Annotated in this window: 1 CRISPR repeat array (only partly in view). The window is 39.3% G+C overall.

The window, feature by feature from the left end:
* A CRISPR array of direct repeats spans positions 1–20,745; the repeat unit is 30 nt; unit sequence GTTTTTAGCCTACCTAAGAGGGATTGAAAC; it begins 3,167 nt to the left of the window's first position.
* Positions 20,746–20,811: the final 66 nt, after the last annotated feature.

The raw sequence follows: 20,811 nt of genomic DNA on the forward strand, positions 1-20,811 counted from the left end.
TATGTTAGGTTAAAATCCAGTGGTTTTTAGCCTACCTAAGAGGGATTGAAACTAGATTGGATATCCTGCAAATGTTGCTGGAGTACCTGGTTTTTAGCCTACCTAAGAGGGATTGAAACATAACCGCTTCTATTTCGAACGTTCTGCCTTTGTATGTTTTTAGCCTACCTAAGAGGGATTGAAACAACATTCAATCACCGCCCTTATAAAGCTCTAATCCGGTTTTTAGCCTACCTAAGAGGGATTGAAACGACTACAGTAGCAGGGCAGCGAAATGCTACTCTAAATGTTTTTAGCCTACCTAAGAGGGATTGAAACATTTCAACTAAAGGAAATCCCTTTTCAGTATCCCTGGTTTTTAGCCTACCTAAGAGGGATTGAAACCTACTAGCCAGCTCTCTCTATTTTTCCGCCAAAACACGTTTTTAGCCTACCTAAGAGGGATTGAAACCCGTTTTAGAGGATGCTGGTCTAAAGCCGGAAGAGTGTTTTTAGCCTACCTAAGAGGGATTGAAACGGCGTCTTGGAAATATACAGTCCAGACGCCAATATGGGTTTTTAGCCTACCTAAGAGGGATTGAAACGCCTACCTATTTCCCTCTGAAGAAGCAGAAAAGAAAAGTTTTTAGCCTACCTAAGAGGGATTGAAACACTTTTTGCCAGGTGCTATTTTGCCGTCCATTGTTGTTTTTAGCCTACCTAAGAGGGATTGAAACAACTGATGAAGAAAACATTTTGAACGCCTTCGAAGCGTTTTTAGCCTACCTAAGAGGGATTGAAACTTGAATTGATAGAGGTATTAGAGTATGTGATAGCAGGTTTTTAGCCTACCTAAGAGGGATTGAAACCTACACTACTATATCTTGTCTTGCCAGCCTGAAAGAAGTTTTTAGCCTACCTAAGAGGGATTGAAACTTTATGAAATGGATAGCGCCTCTCTAAAGGATAGGCGTTTTTAGCCTACCTAAGAGGGATTGAAACTGCCTCTGCAGAGGCTTTGAGAGTAGACTCTGGCGGTTTTTAGCCTACCTAAGAGGGATTGAAACCCCATTTTCGTTTTTCAAACACTTTTGGCATTTTTGTTTTTAGCCTACCTAAGAGGGATTGAAACCTTTTAACAATGCTTTTTTTAGTTCCTCGTTTTCTGCGTTTTTAGCCTACCTAAGAGGGATTGAAACCTGCTCCAGGTCTGCGATTTCAAGCTGGATGCGCTGTGTTTTTAGCCTACCTAAGAGGGATTGAAACGAAAGATTCCGTGGAGGTGAAGAAAGATGGAAGGATTGTTTTTAGCCTACCTAAGAGGGATTGAAACAATTCTAGTGTTCTTTCCATTGCTTTAATCTCATTTGTTTTTAGCCTACCTAAGAGGGATTGAAACTGTATTCCTTTAAAATTTCTAAGCTTCAGTTTTAAGTTTTTAGCCTACCTAAGAGGGATTGAAACCACAAATGACATTCTTCCTCTAAGCCTTCTTCAATGTTTTTAGCCTACCTAAGAGGGATTGAAACAACAAAGCGAATACAAAGCGTATATAAACGAACTTATAGTTTTTAGCCTACCTAAGAGGGATTGAAACAGTTCTTCTATTCTTGCTTTTGCTCTCTCATTATGTGTTTTTAGCCTACCTAAGAGGGATTGAAACGCCTTGTGTCCATACGGCCATAGTCATCACAAACCAGTTTTTAGCCTACCTAAGAGGGATTGAAACGAGGTATAAAACTATTACTTCACACTTTAGAAACGATGTTTTTAGCCTACCTAAGAGGGATTGAAACTGCAAGGACAAAATAAAAACACAATATATTGTGTTGGTTTTTAGCCTACCTAAGAGGGATTGAAACTACCTCCGAGAAAAATAAAACGCTTTTAGAGGCGATTGTTTTTAGCCTACCTAAGAGGGATTGAAACATAGTGAAAAGAAGGAGGATAGTTAATATGAATGAAGTTTTTAGCCTACCTAAGAGGGATTGAAACTGATTGATTTTGAGCACAAAAGCAAAAAATAAAAAAGGGTTTTTAGCCTACCTAAGAGGGATTGAAACGCCTCTTTTGCCTTTTTTATTTTTTGCTTTTGTGCGTTTTTAGCCTACCTAAGAGGGATTGAAACAAAACTACTTGGCATCATAAAATTATGATGTTATAATGTTTTTAGCCTACCTAAGAGGGATTGAAACACCATAACAATTTAGGAAGCAAAAGGCAAATTTAAGTTTTTAGCCTACCTAAGAGGGATTGAAACTTTTTAAAACACAAGGCATAGAAATATATCTCTGCACGTTTTTAGCCTACCTAAGAGGGATTGAAACGGATAAAAAGAAAAAACAAATGTATATGCCTAATGGGTTTTTAGCCTACCTAAGAGGGATTGAAACTTTTTAAAACACAAGGCATAGAAATATATCTCTGCGTTTTTAGCCTACCTAAGAGGGATTGAAACTGCCTCTTTTGCCTTTTTTATTTTTTGCTTTTGTGCTGTTTTTAGCCTACCTAAGAGGGATTGAAACTGTAGGTGACAAGGCATAAAAATACACACGCAAAAGGTTTTTAGCCTACCTAAGAGGGATTGAAACTAGTTTCCCCAATAAATATCCGGGTCTTCGGAGAGGTGTTTTTAGCCTACCTAAGAGGGATTGAAACTGGTCAAAGCATAACAATTGTCTTGGTACGGGTATAAGTTTTTAGCCTACCTAAGAGGGATTGAAACTTTCTACACATCGCATTTGTTTATTTTTCTTCAAAGTTTTTAGCCTACCTAAGAGGGATTGAAACCAAAAGCGGGGTACCAGTTCGGAGAGTTTGGTATCCCGGTTTTTAGCCTACCTAAGAGGGATTGAAACGCAGGGATATGAGCTCCTTTGTGATAGACAATTTTCGTTTTTAGCCTACCTAAGAGGGATTGAAACGGTTTTGGTCGTCCGGGACTTGGCGGGTCTATAACTGGTTTTTAGCCTACCTAAGAGGGATTGAAACAGGAGGTGAAATAAATGCTTAAGTTAGAACTTGAACTGTTTTTAGCCTACCTAAGAGGGATTGAAACATTTTAACAACCGCATTTTCATGCTTCTCTGCCTCCTGTTTTTAGCCTACCTAAGAGGGATTGAAACAAAATTTTAAGGGTATAAAAGAATTTGTATTAGACAGTTTTTAGCCTACCTAAGAGGGATTGAAACACCTTATCTCCAACTTTAAACATTATTTATCCCTCCGTTTTTAGCCTACCTAAGAGGGATTGAAACCCTCCTGCTTCATGTGTGCTTTTGTGAGCAAAATCTGGTTTTTAGCCTACCTAAGAGGGATTGAAACTACTTCTGATAATGCTGCTAATGTTGCAACTTGATGTTTTTAGCCTACCTAAGAGGGATTGAAACATTTCTCAGATGGTGATGTTATTATCACAATTGGTTTGTTTTTAGCCTACCTAAGAGGGATTGAAACTTTACAGATTTTAACGAGGCAAAACAATTTATAAAGTTTTTAGCCTACCTAAGAGGGATTGAAACAAGAGTACCCTGAATGATATAGAAACTGGGAAAAGGTTTTTAGCCTACCTAAGAGGGATTGAAACCTGGCGGGTATAAAGAAACATGAAATACGTTTTGGGTTTTTAGCCTACCTAAGAGGGATTGAAACAAACAATATACGCCGTGGTAGAAAAAATAGACTACTACTAGTTTTTAGCCTACCTAAGAGGGATTGAAACAGCAATTTATAACAAATATAAAACCACAGCATAAAGTTTTTAGCCTACCTAAGAGGGATTGAAACATATTTTGAAACGCAAAAGTGAGAGTGAGATAAATGGTTTTTAGCCTACCTAAGAGGGATTGAAACTATGATGTATAGTCGCTTATGTAAATTTTTCTTACCGTTTTTAGCCTACCTAAGAGGGATTGAAACAAAACTTCATTTTCATTTCCCTCCATTAATTTTTTGTGTTTTTAGCCTACCTAAGAGGGATTGAAACGTTCCTGTCGTTGCTTGGTGTAGGGGTTGGTCTGCGGTTTTTAGCCTACCTAAGAGGGATTGAAACTCGCTTACAGGAGAACAGCCTGTAACCGGGTTCCATGGTTTTTAGCCTACCTAAGAGGGATTGAAACGGAGCTATCCGAGGAACTTATCAAGGTAGCTCGTGCCTTGTTTTTAGCCTACCTAAGAGGGATTGAAACAATAGAGGTAGGAGGAAATGCAAGAGTTAAAGATAAGGGTTTTTAGCCTACCTAAGAGGGATTGAAACGCAATACCGGTTCCATCTACGCCACCTCCTTTATAAGGTTTTTAGCCTACCTAAGAGGGATTGAAACTCCTTTTCACCTTCCATTTTGTCTAGTTCTTTAATGTGTTTTTAGCCTACCTAAGAGGGATTGAAACAGTTGAACTACTTCCCGATAGTTATGCGGAATGGCAAGAGTTTTTAGCCTACCTAAGAGGGATTGAAACGGGGCAGCTTCTAAAAGACATAAACGAAATAGAAATAGTTTTTAGCCTACCTAAGAGGGATTGAAACTCTCGCGGTGGCGATTGGGACAGTGGGTCCTTCGCTGTTTTTAGCCTACCTAAGAGGGATTGAAACCGTTTCAGGAAGCACATAAACTATAACTTTTCGTGGGTTTTTAGCCTACCTAAGAGGGATTGAAACTTTTTACTATTCCTTCATCGCCATTTACAATGACGACGTTTTTAGCCTACCTAAGAGGGATTGAAACGGTATGAAGCTGGTGATATAGATGCTTAAAGTTGTAGGTTTTTAGCCTACCTAAGAGGGATTGAAACCCATCGAGAAGTTCTGCTTCCGTCATAAGTGGCACAGTTTTTAGCCTACCTAAGAGGGATTGAAACTATTGATATGTTTTATTGGTTGTTGCATCAATAAATCTAGTTTTTAGCCTACCTAAGAGGGATTGAAACATTCGTTTCTGGATTGAATGGTGGGTCTATTTCTTCGTTTTTAGCCTACCTAAGAGGGATTGAAACCCTATAATAATGCTTCCCTCGCATCACGGGGGAGCGGCGTTTTTAGCCTACCTAAGAGGGATTGAAACGGGAATGGGTGGAAAGTAGGATATTCTTCCCCTATAGTTGTTTTTAGCCTACCTAAGAGGGATTGAAACCTTCCCATCCTGCCAGCAGCCCCTTGGGCAATAATGCGTTTTTAGCCTACCTAAGAGGGATTGAAACCGAGACCCCTCCGTTGCAGGCTATATATTATAGCCTTGTTTTTAGCCTACCTAAGAGGGATTGAAACTTCTATATAAAACGCTGCTTTTCCCTCATCATAATAAGTTTTTAGCCTACCTAAGAGGGATTGAAACGATGCATTCATAAAGATGACTGAGGCTGCTGTTTAGTAGTTTTTAGCCTACCTAAGAGGGATTGAAACTTACCGAGAGCTGAACAGGAGGCGGATGCAATTGCCAGTTTTTAGCCTACCTAAGAGGGATTGAAACTAGTATACTTAATACCTAGTCTTGCACTGGTATCAATGCGTTTTTAGCCTACCTAAGAGGGATTGAAACCCACTTATAGAACTCCTAGGATCTATTTCAAGAAAAGTTTTTAGCCTACCTAAGAGGGATTGAAACTTCTACTAACAGACACGAGAGTATAACGAGTTGTGATGTTTTTAGCCTACCTAAGAGGGATTGAAACTCTTCATCAAATATCAACCCTTCTGCTGTGCTTGAGTTGTTTTTAGCCTACCTAAGAGGGATTGAAACCAAAGCATGATAGCTTTTACCACTACCAACAGCACCAGGTTTTTAGCCTACCTAAGAGGGATTGAAACAGTCCGACTCCTTCTCCTTTACCTACTCCTACTTTGCCTGTTTTTAGCCTACCTAAGAGGGATTGAAACTCTGATAGGATAGATTTTAATCCTCTGAAGAAGGTTGTTTTTAGCCTACCTAAGAGGGATTGAAACGTAGGTGTGTCAGCGGTGCTTTCGGTCTTTTGTATAGGGTTTTTAGCCTACCTAAGAGGGATTGAAACCGTCAATTCTCTTTTTTGTTGTGATTATATCCATTACGTTTTTAGCCTACCTAAGAGGGATTGAAACGCGGGGGTGACCGGGCTAAACAGATAAAATTTTATAGTTTTTAGCCTACCTAAGAGGGATTGAAACTATTGTAATCTTCTTGTATCTTCTGGGTCACGAGAGTTTTTAGCCTACCTAAGAGGGATTGAAACTTCAAAGCGTCTGCAATAATCTTTATAATGTTATCCGTTTTTAGCCTACCTAAGAGGGATTGAAACACTGTTGAAAGTCTTTCTGCTCAAGCTCGCTTGCTTCCGTTTTTAGCCTACCTAAGAGGGATTGAAACCGCCCCATGCCTCTAATTGAATCCTGCGAGGGCAACGTTTTTAGCCTACCTAAGAGGGATTGAAACCGCCCCATGCCTCTAATTGAATCCTGCGAGGGCAACGTTTTTAGCCTACCTAAGAGGGATTGAAACAGGCCGAATTTGAGGAATTCGAAGCAAAAATAAACGTTTTTAGCCTACCTAAGAGGGATTGAAACACATTAGCTGTAATTGGTGAACGTGGGCCTGAAGTAGGTTTTTAGCCTACCTAAGAGGGATTGAAACCCGTTCTTTTTTACCAACGCTTCCAGTTATAAATTTTTGTTTTTAGCCTACCTAAGAGGGATTGAAACTGTATTTGCCTTTTGTGCTCTGTCAGATAAGTCCAGGTTTTTAGCCTACCTAAGAGGGATTGAAACACTTAACAACATTTGCTATTTCGATGGATGGTACATCGTTTTTAGCCTACCTAAGAGGGATTGAAACTATAATTTTGCTGCTAATAATTTTTTGTTGTGCCTGTTTTTAGCCTACCTAAGAGGGATTGAAACTATCCAGCCAAATACGGTTGTTTGAAGGATTCACCACGTTTTTAGCCTACCTAAGAGGGATTGAAACGTCTACATCTTTCCTATTCTGCTCTGGATTGTCTTTGTTTTTAGCCTACCTAAGAGGGATTGAAACTGTTCACTATTATGGCACTCTACACACAGCAGCATTGTTTTTAGCCTACCTAAGAGGGATTGAAACTCTACAACAATGTATTTATCGTTTTGTTCATCATAGTTTTTAGCCTACCTAAGAGGGATTGAAACCTTACTAACTTACGATAAAAATCCCGTTTTATATCGAGTTTTTAGCCTACCTAAGAGGGATTGAAACGGAATTATGAGAGTTATTTTATTCATTCTGCCTTCAGTTTTTAGCCTACCTAAGAGGGATTGAAACCATTACAACACTGGTGGGACGAGCAACTACAGAAGTGTTTTTAGCCTACCTAAGAGGGATTGAAACGTTCTTTGAGCAGCTTTACAATTTCGTCTCTCTTCTGTTTTTAGCCTACCTAAGAGGGATTGAAACTCTATAATAAACCCTTCAAGCTCCTTACCTTCGAACGTTTTTAGCCTACCTAAGAGGGATTGAAACTTGTAAACACTGACAACATAATAAAAATAAAAATAATGTTTTTAGCCTACCTAAGAGGGATTGAAACGTTACATGTAAAACTTGTATCAATTTCGCACATACACGTTTTTAGCCTACCTAAGAGGGATTGAAACCCTAACATGTCTGATTTGACAAAGACGATAGAGGAAGTTTTTAGCCTACCTAAGAGGGATTGAAACAGTATAGCAGCTATAGCAGCCTCAAGGTCTGCTATGCGCGTTTTTAGCCTACCTAAGAGGGATTGAAACTTTATTTCTGTGTCTGTAAACTCCAAACCCAATTTTTGTTTTTAGCCTACCTAAGAGGGATTGAAACTGCAGGACGGCAGGTAAAAATCCTTGGATTCTTCACGTTTTTAGCCTACCTAAGAGGGATTGAAACTTATTTCGATTCTTTCTAAAATATCAATTACATTGTGGTTTTTAGCCTACCTAAGAGGGATTGAAACTCTTAATATATCTGCTTCGTGTAAATTTCCCTCTGCAAAGTTTTTAGCCTACCTAAGAGGGATTGAAACCCCACCTTCTCCCGTTCCTCCGTCGCCTACAAAAGTGGTTTTTAGCCTACCTAAGAGGGATTGAAACTAAGTCCCGCTGCAATAACAGGCCCGATTCCTGGTAGTTTTTAGCCTACCTAAGAGGGATTGAAACATACCTGCTTCGTGACATCTAAAACAGGTGAAGGCAGTTTTTAGCCTACCTAAGAGGGATTGAAACCATTACACCTCCTTCCCATCAATTAAACAGAAATGGCGTTTTTAGCCTACCTAAGAGGGATTGAAACTTATATTCAACTTCAAACTCTTCTTTGCATATAGGAGTTTTTAGCCTACCTAAGAGGGATTGAAACCCATACCCGACACTCACAGTCACTCATTTTGCAAGGCCGTTTTTAGCCTACCTAAGAGGGATTGAAACAAGCTAACAACAATGCACAGTTGGTAACGACAGCTAGTTTTTAGCCTACCTAAGAGGGATTGAAACCAAAAAAAACACCTCCTTAGAAATTTGGAGCCCACATTGTTTTTAGCCTACCTAAGAGGGATTGAAACTATTGATTCCCCATAAAGTTTATTACTAATGCGAACAGTTTTTAGCCTACCTAAGAGGGATTGAAACATCAAATCAGCTTGCATATAATCTCTTATGTAATTCGTTTTTAGCCTACCTAAGAGGGATTGAAACTTTAGTATGTGATGTATTTCATGCAAAAGCACTTTAACGTTTTTAGCCTACCTAAGAGGGATTGAAACTTGAGCCTTATGTCTATTTCATTCGCCGATATGTTCCCGTTTTTAGCCTACCTAAGAGGGATTGAAACTCGAGGAGATACCGCTTGATGATGACAGATACAATGGTTTTTAGCCTACCTAAGAGGGATTGAAACTTTTTGTAAAGTTTGCATTTAACCTGATACTGGAAGGTTTTTAGCCTACCTAAGAGGGATTGAAACAGCGCAAGCTCATGAGCATGTCCTCTAAGGCGTTGAGAGTTTTTAGCCTACCTAAGAGGGATTGAAACCACTTCTATGTTTGCGTAGTTGTCTAAAAGATACTGCGTTTTTAGCCTACCTAAGAGGGATTGAAACATTGTTACGCTTGCAGCAGCTTATTTGGTAGCATTTGTTTTTAGCCTACCTAAGAGGGATTGAAACATTGGCCTTCTTGTGCTGTCATTTTAATACCTTGCGTTTTTAGCCTACCTAAGAGGGATTGAAACTACAACTGCTGTTGCTGCTGATTATATATATCAGCAGCGTTTTTAGCCTACCTAAGAGGGATTGAAACTGATATCTATATAATTCTTTGCAGTATATCCATTTCGTTTTTAGCCTACCTAAGAGGGATTGAAACTGCTGTATGTGCTCTTTCGCAAAAGCTCCAACCTGTTTTTAGCCTACCTAAGAGGGATTGAAACAAAAGTGTGACATAGTTTTACACCTCCTCAAATTCTGTTTTTAGCCTACCTAAGAGGGATTGAAACCTATTTTTTTCTGCCATCCTGCAAAAGATTTATCCTGGTTTTTAGCCTACCTAAGAGGGATTGAAACTGGCATACTCGGAATGGAGTGAGGTATTGGGAGAACGGTTTTTAGCCTACCTAAGAGGGATTGAAACGTACCTTTTCGGCACCGGTGATAGCAAGGGAAAAAGTTTTTAGCCTACCTAAGAGGGATTAAAACTTTTTCCTTCTTTTTTCGCCAGCGCTCTCTCATAGATGTTTTTAGCCTACCTAAGAGGGATTGAAACCAAACAGGGCAGTGGTACCACTCTTGTTCTTCCATGTTTTTAGCCTACCTAAGAGGGATTGAAACAAATATGTAGCTTCGTCAGGATAGCTTCGCAAATAGCGTTTTTAGCCTACCTAAGAGGGATTGAAACTGTCTTTTTCCCTGTAGCTTCTTCAAAACGTTTTACAGTTTTTAGCCTACCTAAGAGGGATTGAAACCTACTTCTTTAATTTCATCAGTTGTAACATACATTTCGTTTTTAGCCTACCTAAGAGGGATTGAAACGTATTCGTATATGCGGTACCAAGGACGGCTGTCTGGTTTTTAGCCTACCTAAGAGGGATTGAAACCCTTTTGCAGGCACTTTTTTATATTTCACCAAAAAAGTTTTTAGCCTACCTAAGAGGGATTGAAACTTGAGCCTTATGTCTATTTCATTCGCCGATATGTTCCGTTTTTAGCCTACCTAAGAGGGATTGAAACAGTTGTTCTACGATAGTGGGGTCTTCTATTTTGACCGTTTTTAGCCTACCTAAGAGGGATTGAAACTACAAATACACTGACGAATGCAACGACCCAGACGAGTTTTTAGCCTACCTAAGAGGGATTGAAACCACTACAGCCTCTAGCACATGGAATAACATCAAAAAGTTTTTAGCCTACCTAAGAGGGATTGAAACCAATTGAAAGCTAAGCTAATTAAATCAGCGTAAAGGTTTTTAGCCTACCTAAGAGGGATTGAAACGCTATTTCGAGAGCCCGCCGGGTATTGGCCTCCGAGTTTTTAGCCTACCTAAGAGGGATTGAAACGTCGTACTGCTGGTGCTGGAATGTATGTGCTTAGATGTTTTTAGCCTACCTAAGAGGGATTGAAACCATATAGGACATTCTACTTCCAAAAGAAACATTATAAGTTTTTAGCCTACCTAAGAGGGATTGAAACTGAAGTAGCTCCGGATGTTACTTCGTATGCAACAGTGTTTTTAGCCTACCTAAGAGGGATTGAAACACAGAAAATGGTTTTATTGACAATATAAACGATGTAAGTTTTTAGCCTACCTAAGAGGGATTGAAACTGATATTACTAAACACTCTTTTTACAGCAGCTACTTTGGTTTTTAGCCTACCTAAGAGGGATTGAAACCCACTCCAAAACGTGCCCAAAGGAACCCATTCTTCGGTTTTTAGCCTACCTAAGAGGGATTGAAACGAATGTATGACGGCTGGATTAAATTATATAGAAAAGTTTTTAGCCTACCTAAGAGGGATTGAAACCAGCTTTGCAGGCAGCTATAAAGCTGCCGGAAAACAGTTTTTAGCCTACCTAAGAGGGATTGAAACATAGTTGTTAGCTCTTTGTTAGCTCTTTGTTGATTCGTTTTTAGCCTACCTAAGAGGGATTGAAACATATTTTTTTAAAAAATTTTTTTATAAAAAAGAGGGGTTTTTAGCCTACCTAAGAGGGATTGAAACAGAGTAATAGATTATATAAGATGTTATACCAAATCTGTTTTTAGCCTACCTAAGAGGGATTGAAACATAATGCCTTTTTCAGCTCTTCATTTTCTGCCCTAAGTTTTTAGCCTACCTAAGAGGGATTGAAACTTTTTTACACCTCCTCTATCCAGTCTTCTAATTCGGTTTTTAGCCTACCTAAGAGGGATTGAAACCCTGTACCATAGCTTCCCACAAAAAGCAGTCCCAAGCCGTTTTTAGCCTACCTAAGAGGGATTGAAACAGCTGATTGGACACAGCTTACAAACGGCGGAAAGCGTTTTTAGCCTACCTAAGAGGGATTGAAACTTTTCTGCCCTAAAATTCTCAAATGTCCTCTTCATAGTTTTTAGCCTACCTAAGAGGGATTGAAACCTCAGACTAGACACTGGTAGGCTTTTCGGTTCCCTTGTTTTTAGCCTACCTAAGAGGGATTGAAACTTAATTAAATTCATAACAATCCTCCTTTATAATATTTGTTTTTAGCCTACCTAAGAGGGATTGAAACCATGATGAATAGAAAAGAGAAACAAGCTGCCGAAATGTTTTTAGCCTACCTAAGAGGGATTGAAACGAAGCATATGCATATGCACATGCCATTTTCTATCATGTTTTTAGCCTACCTAAGAGGGATTGAAACTATATAGCTCCGATAAGCGTAGTATCATAATCTTGCAGTTTTTAGCCTACCTAAGAGGGATTGAAACAGTAGAAATAAACGACCTTGAAGCCTTGCGTGCAGGTTTTTAGCCTACCTAAGAGGGATTGAAACTTTTTCTTATGCTGCGAATCTTTCCAATCCCGCAAGTTTTTAGCCTACCTAAGAGGGATTGAAACACTGGAGCTAAAAATATATATGCCCAAGTTGTTTACGTTTTTAGCCTACCTAAGAGGGATTGAAACTCTCTTTCGATTTCAAATACATGAAAGGCTTTATTGGTTTTTAGCCTACCTAAGAGGGATTGAAACAATTTTTAATAATGAAGAATTTGGTAAATTAAGAGTGTTTTTAGCCTACCTAAGAGGGATTGAAACTTGAAGTTATCAAGTATATAACGAATATAGAAAAAGTGTTTTTAGCCTACCTAAGAGGGATTGAAACCGGCTTTCGTTGCTATAAAGCTTGGAATCAAAGTTTAGTTTTTAGCCTACCTAAGAGGGATTGAAACAGGAGTATGATGGCACTAAACCTTATATTTCTTTTGTGTTTTTAGCCTACCTAAGAGGGATTGAAACACGAAATATTTATTTTGCTTAATTAGATTTTTAATTTGTTTTTAGCCTACCTAAGAGGGATTGAAACTCCTGGTTGACCCTAGTCCAGGTTCTACTCCAGATCCTGGTTTTTAGCCTACCTAAGAGGGATTGAAACAATAGAATACGTGTTCCTAGTCTGACGTGCGGAATGTTTTTAGCCTACCTAAGAGGGATTGAAACTAAGAAGACAACCAGATGTTGAAAATGGTGAAATTGCGTTTTTAGCCTACCTAAGAGGGATTGAAACTTCCAAGCGGTAAACATACCGCTGACGACGGCTTCTTGTTTTTAGCCTACCTAAGAGGGATTGAAACAAAATTCGATGCAGGCAACAAGCAAAGCCCATTATAGTTTTTAGCCTACCTAAGAGGGATTGAAACAGCTCTAAAATATTACCTTCTATTCTATTTAAGTCCGGTTTTTAGCCTACCTAAGAGGGATTGAAACATATTGCAGGCATTTTTGAAAGTCGTAACACTGCAAAAGTTTTTAGCCTACCTAAGAGGGATTGAAACATATTCTTCAGGTGAAATTTCTTTAATAGTTTCGTGTTTTTAGCCTACCTAAGAGGGATTGAAACTTTTTTGCTGTGCTTGCTACTTTGCCTATCATGCTTGTTTTTAGCCTACCTAAGAGGGATTGAAACCCTCCTACCTGCAAAGCTGATATAGTTCTGCCAATGCAGTTTTTAGCCTACCTAAGAGGGATTGAAACGCTGTGGCCACTACAAAGACTGGGGCCTTTTTTTCTGTTTTTAGCCTACCTAAGAGGGATTGAAACCCCACCCGGCACCACGTGGAGGTGGGAGCTCGCCGGGTTTTTAGCCTACCTAAGAGGGATTGAAACGGTCTTAGCGGCTGTGTCTCTACCTCGATATAGTTGTTTTTAGCCTACCTAAGAGGGATTGAAACCTGTTGGTTTAAACCATATATCTATTTGCCAATTTCCTGTTTTTAGCCTACCTAAGAGGGATTGAAACCTAAACTTAATAGGAAAATTAGCCACAACAAACCTATGTTTTTAGCCTACCTAAGAGGGATTGAAACAACAAAATCCCACGTAAAAGGACTGTTAGGAAGAACGGTTTTTAGCCTACCTAAGAGGGATTGAAACATTTATGCTTACTCCGCTTATGAATGATAGTATTAAGTTTTTAGCCTACCTAAGAGGGATTGAAACCTGATTATCCTGCTTTACTTTCTATAGTTCCTTTTGGTTTTTAGCCTACCTAAGAGGGATTGAAACACTAAAACAATAGTATCAGTATCGCTATCAACCTTAGTTTTTAGCCTACCTAAGAGGGATTGAAACATTAAGAGAGAGTGACAGAGTAGGCAGGGTTCCTCCGTTTTTAGCCTACCTAAGAGGGATTGAAACCTCTTTCCCATTATTTTCCCTATGCTCGAATATAAAGTTTTTAGCCTACCTAAGAGGGATTGAAACGTTTATAAATCCTCGTCAGAGAGCTGAGTGGATAAAGTTTTTAGCCTACCTAAGAGGGATTGAAACTTAACATCTAAATTAGAAACTTCCAAAACCTTCTTTAGTTTTTAGCCTACCTAAGAGGGATTGAAACCTAGTTTTAGTAAACTGGAAAGTTATTTCATAAACGTTTTTAGCCTACCTAAGAGGGATTGAAACATGAATATTTTAAGTTGAATTCTTGTGGTTATTTTGGTTTTTAGCCTACCTAAGAGGGATTGAAACTTGGTCGTGTTTTTAGCTTTTTTAGAGATTTGATTGTTTTTAGCCTACCTAAGAGGGATTGAAACATACTTCTTCAACATTTTTAATGCCGCTTGAGCTTGTTTTTAGCCTACCTAAGAGGGATTGAAACTCAAAAAATTTACCTGGCTATTTTGCCGGTATTGGGTTTTTAGCCTACCTAAGAGGGATTGAAACTCTTGATTCTCCATATAAGCCCCTCCCTTCAGACTTGTTTTTAGCCTACCTAAGAGGGATTGAAACATTTCTGGTAAACTCATTCTCCACTTCGCTGAGCAAGGTTTTTAGCCTACCTAAGAGGGATTGAAACTTTGGTCATACGCTCGGAGCACTGGCTTGGACTTCGAGTTTTTAGCCTACCTAAGAGGGATTGAAACCGGAACGGTTTAGTAAAGTATGACGAAACCGCTCATGGTTTTTAGCCTACCTAAGAGGGATTGAAACCTTCATTTTCCCTTTGACTGCTAGCTGTTTCAATGCCTCGTTTTTAGCCTACCTAAGAGGGATTGAAACTAAAATTTCTCTGCCCAAGGTTTCATAGTATCACCCGTTTTTAGCCTACCTAAGAGGGATTGAAACTGCGGCAAAAGCCACTATTCATCGCTATTAGAACAGTGTTTTTAGCCTACCTAAGAGGGATTGAAACTACAGATTTTAGGTGTATTAGGTGCTGCATACCCTAAGTTTTTAGCCTACCTAAGAGGGATTGAAACCTCATACTCGCAAGAGCTTCAGCTTCACGATAGTACGTTTTTAGCCTACCTAAGAGGGATTGAAACATGTTTTAGGCACTTGCTACCACCTCGCTACATAGAAGTTTTTAGCCTACCTAAGAGGGATTGAAACAGTACAGTACATTTTCACCAATTTTCTCTCACAAAGTTTTTAGCCTACCTAAGAGGGATTGAAACACACTGCCAATGTTCTTCGGGGTCAAATGGTGGATGTTTTTAGCCTACCTAAGAGGGATTGAAACTTCGTGTGGAGGAACGAAGGCAAGAGAGGTTCGACACGTTTTTAGCCTACCTAAGAGGGATTGAAACTCTAATTCGTTTATGTCATCTACTGAATGCCAATTTAGTTTTTAGCCTACCTAAGAGGGATTGAAACTTTAGAGCGATTCTACCAGTGACATTAGGACAGCCAGTTTTTAGCCTACCTAAGAGGGATTGAAACAACATTATTTTTTCAACTATTATCAGGTTTTATTCAAGTTTTTAGCCTACCTAAGAGGGATTGAAACTAAGAAATTTCCTCATAGTAGTGGTCCCATAAACGGGTGTTTTTAGCCTACCTAAGAGGGATTGAAACGCTCCAAAGTAAAATACTCATCATCATCTCCATCCGTTTTTAGCCTACCTAAGAGGGATTGAAACTCGATAAAGCCATTCTCTGTTAGTATAGCGGGCATGTTTTTAGCCTACCTAAGAGGGATTGAAACTCTAGAAGATATTGACGTATCATTCTAGAAATTTCTAGGTTTTTAGCCTACCTAAGAGGGATTGAAACGAACGATCAACTAACTAGAGGAGCATTTGTTGCGTTACGTTTTTAGCCTACCTAAGAGGGATTGAAACTTATCCATTTGCCTACTCCTAGTTTTTTTGCTTGCTCCGTTTTTAGCCTACCTAAGAGGGATTGAAACCGCAATATATCATTCGGTATTAGCGTAAAATTTCCTGTTTTTAGCCTACCTAAGAGGGATTGAAACCTCATTCAACTCGACTAATTCATAAGTCCTTTCAAGTTTTTAGCCTACCTAAGAGGGATTGAAACCTACCAAAATTATCTTTGCTGTAATTACAATACCTAGTTTTTAGCCTACCTAAGAGGGATTGAAACAGTAATACAAATCCATGAAATTTAGGGGGTAAAACAGTTTTTAGCCTACCTAAGAGGGATTGAAACATTAGTATACTCCCGTTCTTGATAACAACAAATCTTTGGTGTTTTTAGCCTACCTAAGAGGGATTGAAACAGAAAGCCGAACAATTAGCAGTATCATTCCAACCGGTTTTTAGCCTACCTAAGAGGGATTGAAACTAATCAGGTGTTCCAAACCTTACATATGCCTGAAACGTTTTTAGCCTACCTAAGAGGGATTGAAACACCCATTTCTCGGGAGGCTATCATTTCGTCCTTTCCCGTTTTTAGCCTACCTAAGAGGGATTGAAACGAGTAAGTTCTGCAGTTAATCTGCTCCCTCTCTTCCGTTTTTAGCCTACCTAAGAGGGATTGAAACCCGTAGATGGAAGCGACATAGAGGAAAATTCCAATCGTTTTTAGCCTACCTAAGAGGGATTGAAACTATATGGGAAGGAGAACGAATGGAGTAAATATCCAGCACGTTTTTAGCCTACCTAAGAGGGATTGAAACTTTGTTTTCTGGAAGGTAGTTATATCATCCGGTATGGTTTTTAGCCTACCTAAGAGGGATTGAAACCTTAATAAATTCTATATACTTTTGTATGTCTATTTCTAGTTTTTAGCCTACCTAAGAGGGATTGAAACACTAATCGGTACCATTCCTCTCTCTCTTTCTTACTCAGTTTTTAGCCTACCTAAGAGGGATTGAAACCGAATAAACGAGATAGTCGTTCGTGAAGGAGATTTCTGTTTTTAGCCTACCTAAGAGGGATTGAAACCTTCAAGACTACGGAATACCTTACGTAACAGAATCGTTTTTAGCCTACCTAAGAGGGATTGAAACAGCTCCGGGACGACCACGGACTTCATCAAGCTGAAAGTTTTTAGCCTACCTAAGAGGGATTGAAACACTCATCGTATGGTTTTTCCCTCTCAATGAAGTCAATCGTTTTTAGCCTACCTAAGAGGGATTGAAACTCCAAAATCCATCACAAGTTCTTCATCGTATACGAGTTTTTAGCCTACCTAAGAGGGATTGAAACGTTTGTTCTTCGTATGTTAAGTAGAAACCTCCATCCTCGTTTTTAGCCTACCTAAGAGGGATTGAAACATGGCATTCCGGTTACCTTGACGCCCGTGGATGATAGTTTTTAGCCTACCTAAGAGGGATTGAAACTATTTGGCCAACACATAGGTTGGTTAGGAAGTCCAGGTTTTTAGCCTACCTAAGAGGGATTGAAACACGGCCTTCAACATCGTAGCCGGTTCCAACATGGCGAGTTTTTAGCCTACCTAAGAGGGATTGAAACCAGAAATGCTGGCTCAGAAACACGGCCTGGTCCCGCAAGTTTTTAGCCTACCTAAGAGGGATTGAAACGTTATAGCAACACCGTTAGCTCCTTTACCCCGTAAAGTTTTTAGCCTACCTAAGAGGGATTGAAACCGTCCCAGGTGTTATGCTCCATGTTTAACCTCCGCAGTTTTTAGCCTACCTAAGAGGGATTGAAACGGTACATCCCTAAACACGCTGCCCATGGAAAGCACCTCGTTTTTAGCCTACCTAAGAGGGATTGAAACCTGGTGGAGGTTGCAGTATTTGGCCGCAAACTCTATTGTTTTTAGCCTACCTAAGAGGGATTGAAACTTTATCATGAGCTTCAAGCAGAAAAAGCGAGATTGGTTTTTAGCCTACCTAAGAGGGATTGAAACCCTCCTACAAGTTTAAAACCTTTTGCTGACTATTTAGCGTTTTTAGCCTACCTAAGAGGGATTGAAACTGTAGGTATTACCTCAGACCCAGCGTCATATATTTCAGTTTTTAGCCTACCTAAGAGGGATTGAAACTAATTACGACAGGTACTCCCCAATCTACAAGAATTTCAGTTTTTAGCCTACCTAAGAGGGATTGAAACATGTCCAGAACAAATTCTCGCTCCTGTACAGTGCTAGTTTTTAGCCTACCTAAGAGGGATTGAAACCTAGGCGCCTGCAACTATTCATGTCCGTGGTGCAAGCGTTTTTAGCCTACCTAAGAGGGATTGAAACGTGTTCTGTTATTTGCCTGTATAATTTAATCCAACCGGTTTTTAGCCTACCTAAGAGGGATTGAAACCCTTTCATACTTAGTAGCTTTTCTTTTGTGGGCAAGGTTTTTAGCCTACCTAAGAGGGATTGAAACGCAGTTGTAATCATAAATAGAATTGGTTGTTCTCTTGCGTTTTTAGCCTACCTAAGAGGGATTGAAACTCTATCCCCTTTTTAAAAGGGGAAATAACATACGTACAGTTTTTAGCCTACCTAAGAGGGATTGAAACACTTTTCAATATCGCTTCAATATAATTCATTGCTCTGTTTTTAGCCTACCTAAGAGGGATTGAAACCTGCATTTTCTAGTTGGGAAGATATGCTTAGCAAAGGTTTTTAGCCTACCTAAGAGGGATTGAAACTGATACAAGCGGGTTTGAGGGTGATAAAAATTTTTTAAGTTTTTAGCCTACCTAAGAGGGATTGAAACAGTTTCGCTACCATTGTTTTTCTCTTGTGTAGCCTTGTTTTTAGCCTACCTAAGAGGGATTGAAACTAGACTGGTAGCATTGGCTTTAAAGAAGGCAGGAGTGTTTTTAGCCTACCTAAGAGGGATTGAAACATCATCGGCACTGTCAGGGCAGGTAAAGACGGTACAAGTTTTTAGCCTACCTAAGAGGGATTGAAACCATTTTCTCCTACCACCCAGCGGTCTATGTTTGCTAAGTTTTTAGCCTACCTAAGAGGGATTGAAACCTTTTCACTTGTTCCAAAACCTGAGGCCCAAAGTTGTTTTTAGCCTACCTAAGAGGGATTGAAACTTTTGGGTATTGCTATTTTAGCTGCTTCATCAATTAAGTTTTTAGCCTACCTAAGAGGGATTGAAACCGTTCTCTTCATCTGTATATCCGCTAAGCTTTTCGATGTTTTTAGCCTACCTAAGAGGGATTGAAACTACTCCTTCAAGTAATATTGACTATATTGAAAGAGTTGTTTTTAGCCTACCTAAGAGGGATTGAAACGTCTATAAACAGTGCTGGGTACAGGCTGTCCAATATGTTTTTAGCCTACCTAAGAGGGATTGAAACGAAGCTTGTCAATCTCGCCGGCAATCTGTTCTTTTGGTTTTTAGCCTACCTAAGAGGGATTGAAACGCATTTCGATATCGGACAATCGCTTCTCAACAGCTTGTTTTTAGCCTACCTAAGAGGGATTGAAACGAGCGTAATTTCTACTATACCAGTTTAATTATAACAGTTTTTAGCCTACCTAAGAGGGATTGAAACGTTTAATTATAACACCCTTTAAAATACCTGTCAAGGTTTTTAGCCTACCTAAGAGGGATTGAAACGTTCGGGTTCACTATCTGGATTGTCCTTCCACCGCTTCGTTTTTAGCCTACCTAAGAGGGATTGAAACGTTTAATTATAACACCCTTTAAAATACCTGTCAAGTGTTTTTAGCCTACCTAAGAGGGATTGAAACGCGGGGGTGACCGGGCTGAAATTAAAAGCTCTGGCAAAGTTTTTAGCCTACCTAAGAGGGATTGAAACCCATTCAATCCAGAAACGAATTGGCAATGTCGCAGAGTTTTTAGCCTACCTAAGAGGGATTGAAACGGTGAAATGAAGGTAGAAGATGTACCGCTTGCTCCTGTTTTTAGCCTACCTAAGAGGGATTGAAACATTTTTTCTTTAATTCATCTTTTTCGGTGTTTATATATGTTTTTAGCCTACCTAAGAGGGATTGAAACCCTGTTGATGCCTTGTAGTAACAAATTCTTCCCCACAGTTTTTAGCCTACCTAAGAGGGATTGAAACCTTATTTTGCAACATACCTTCATGCAGAGCTTCTTTTGGTTTTTAGCCTACCTAAGAGGGATTGAAACCAGCTACTAAATGCTTACAAAAAAGCTTATGAGTTTGTTTTTAGCCTACCTAAGAGGGATTGAAACATATTAAGAACAACAATTGTTTGGTTAGGAATAGGGTTTTTAGCCTACCTAAGAGGGATTGAAACTTCTTTTATTATCATCCTTATAAATCTGATACCCTGTGTTTTTAGCCTACCTAAGAGGGATTGAAACTTCAGGGCAAGTGATTAAGATGATGAGGAAATTTTTAGTTTTTAGCCTACCTAAGAGGGATTGAAACTTTTGGTAGCTAATTGCCTATTTGGTAGGTTCAATCATAGTTTTTAGCCTACCTAAGAGGGATTGAAACACAATTGCAATGTCGCCTTTACGGCTTTGAATGTAGTTTTTAGCCTACCTAAGAGGGATTGAAACTACTTTCATTATTTCTTTCGTCCACTCTTCCGCATCTGTTTTTAGCCTACCTAAGAGGGATTGAAACCTATATAGAAACCGGGAAAAGAGGCATAAAAGCCGAGTTTTTAGCCTACCTAAGAGGGATTGAAACTCCTTTACACAGTCTCGGTTTGGCGTTCTTCATCACGTTTTTAGCCTACCTAAGAGGGATTGAAACTTGCTCAAATATTATTGAAATAGGAGGGATAGTATGGTTTTTAGCCTACCTAAGAGGGATTGAAACCTTTTTTAGTCATTCTGAATTCATCTCCTTCTCAAGGTTTTTAGCCTACCTAAGAGGGATTGAAACTCGTTTAAATTCTTTAGCTTCTTGCTTTCTGCTACCTAGTTTTTAGCCTACCTAAGAGGGATTGAAACTCGTTTAAATTCTTTAGCTTCTTGCTTTCTGCTACCTAGTTTTTAGCCTACCTAAGAGGGATTGAA

The sequence above is a fragment of the Caldanaerobacter subterraneus genome, assembly GCF_004345675.1.
Classification (GTDB): Bacteria; Bacillota; Thermoanaerobacteria; order Thermoanaerobacterales; family Thermoanaerobacteraceae; genus Thermoanaerobacter; species Thermoanaerobacter subterraneus.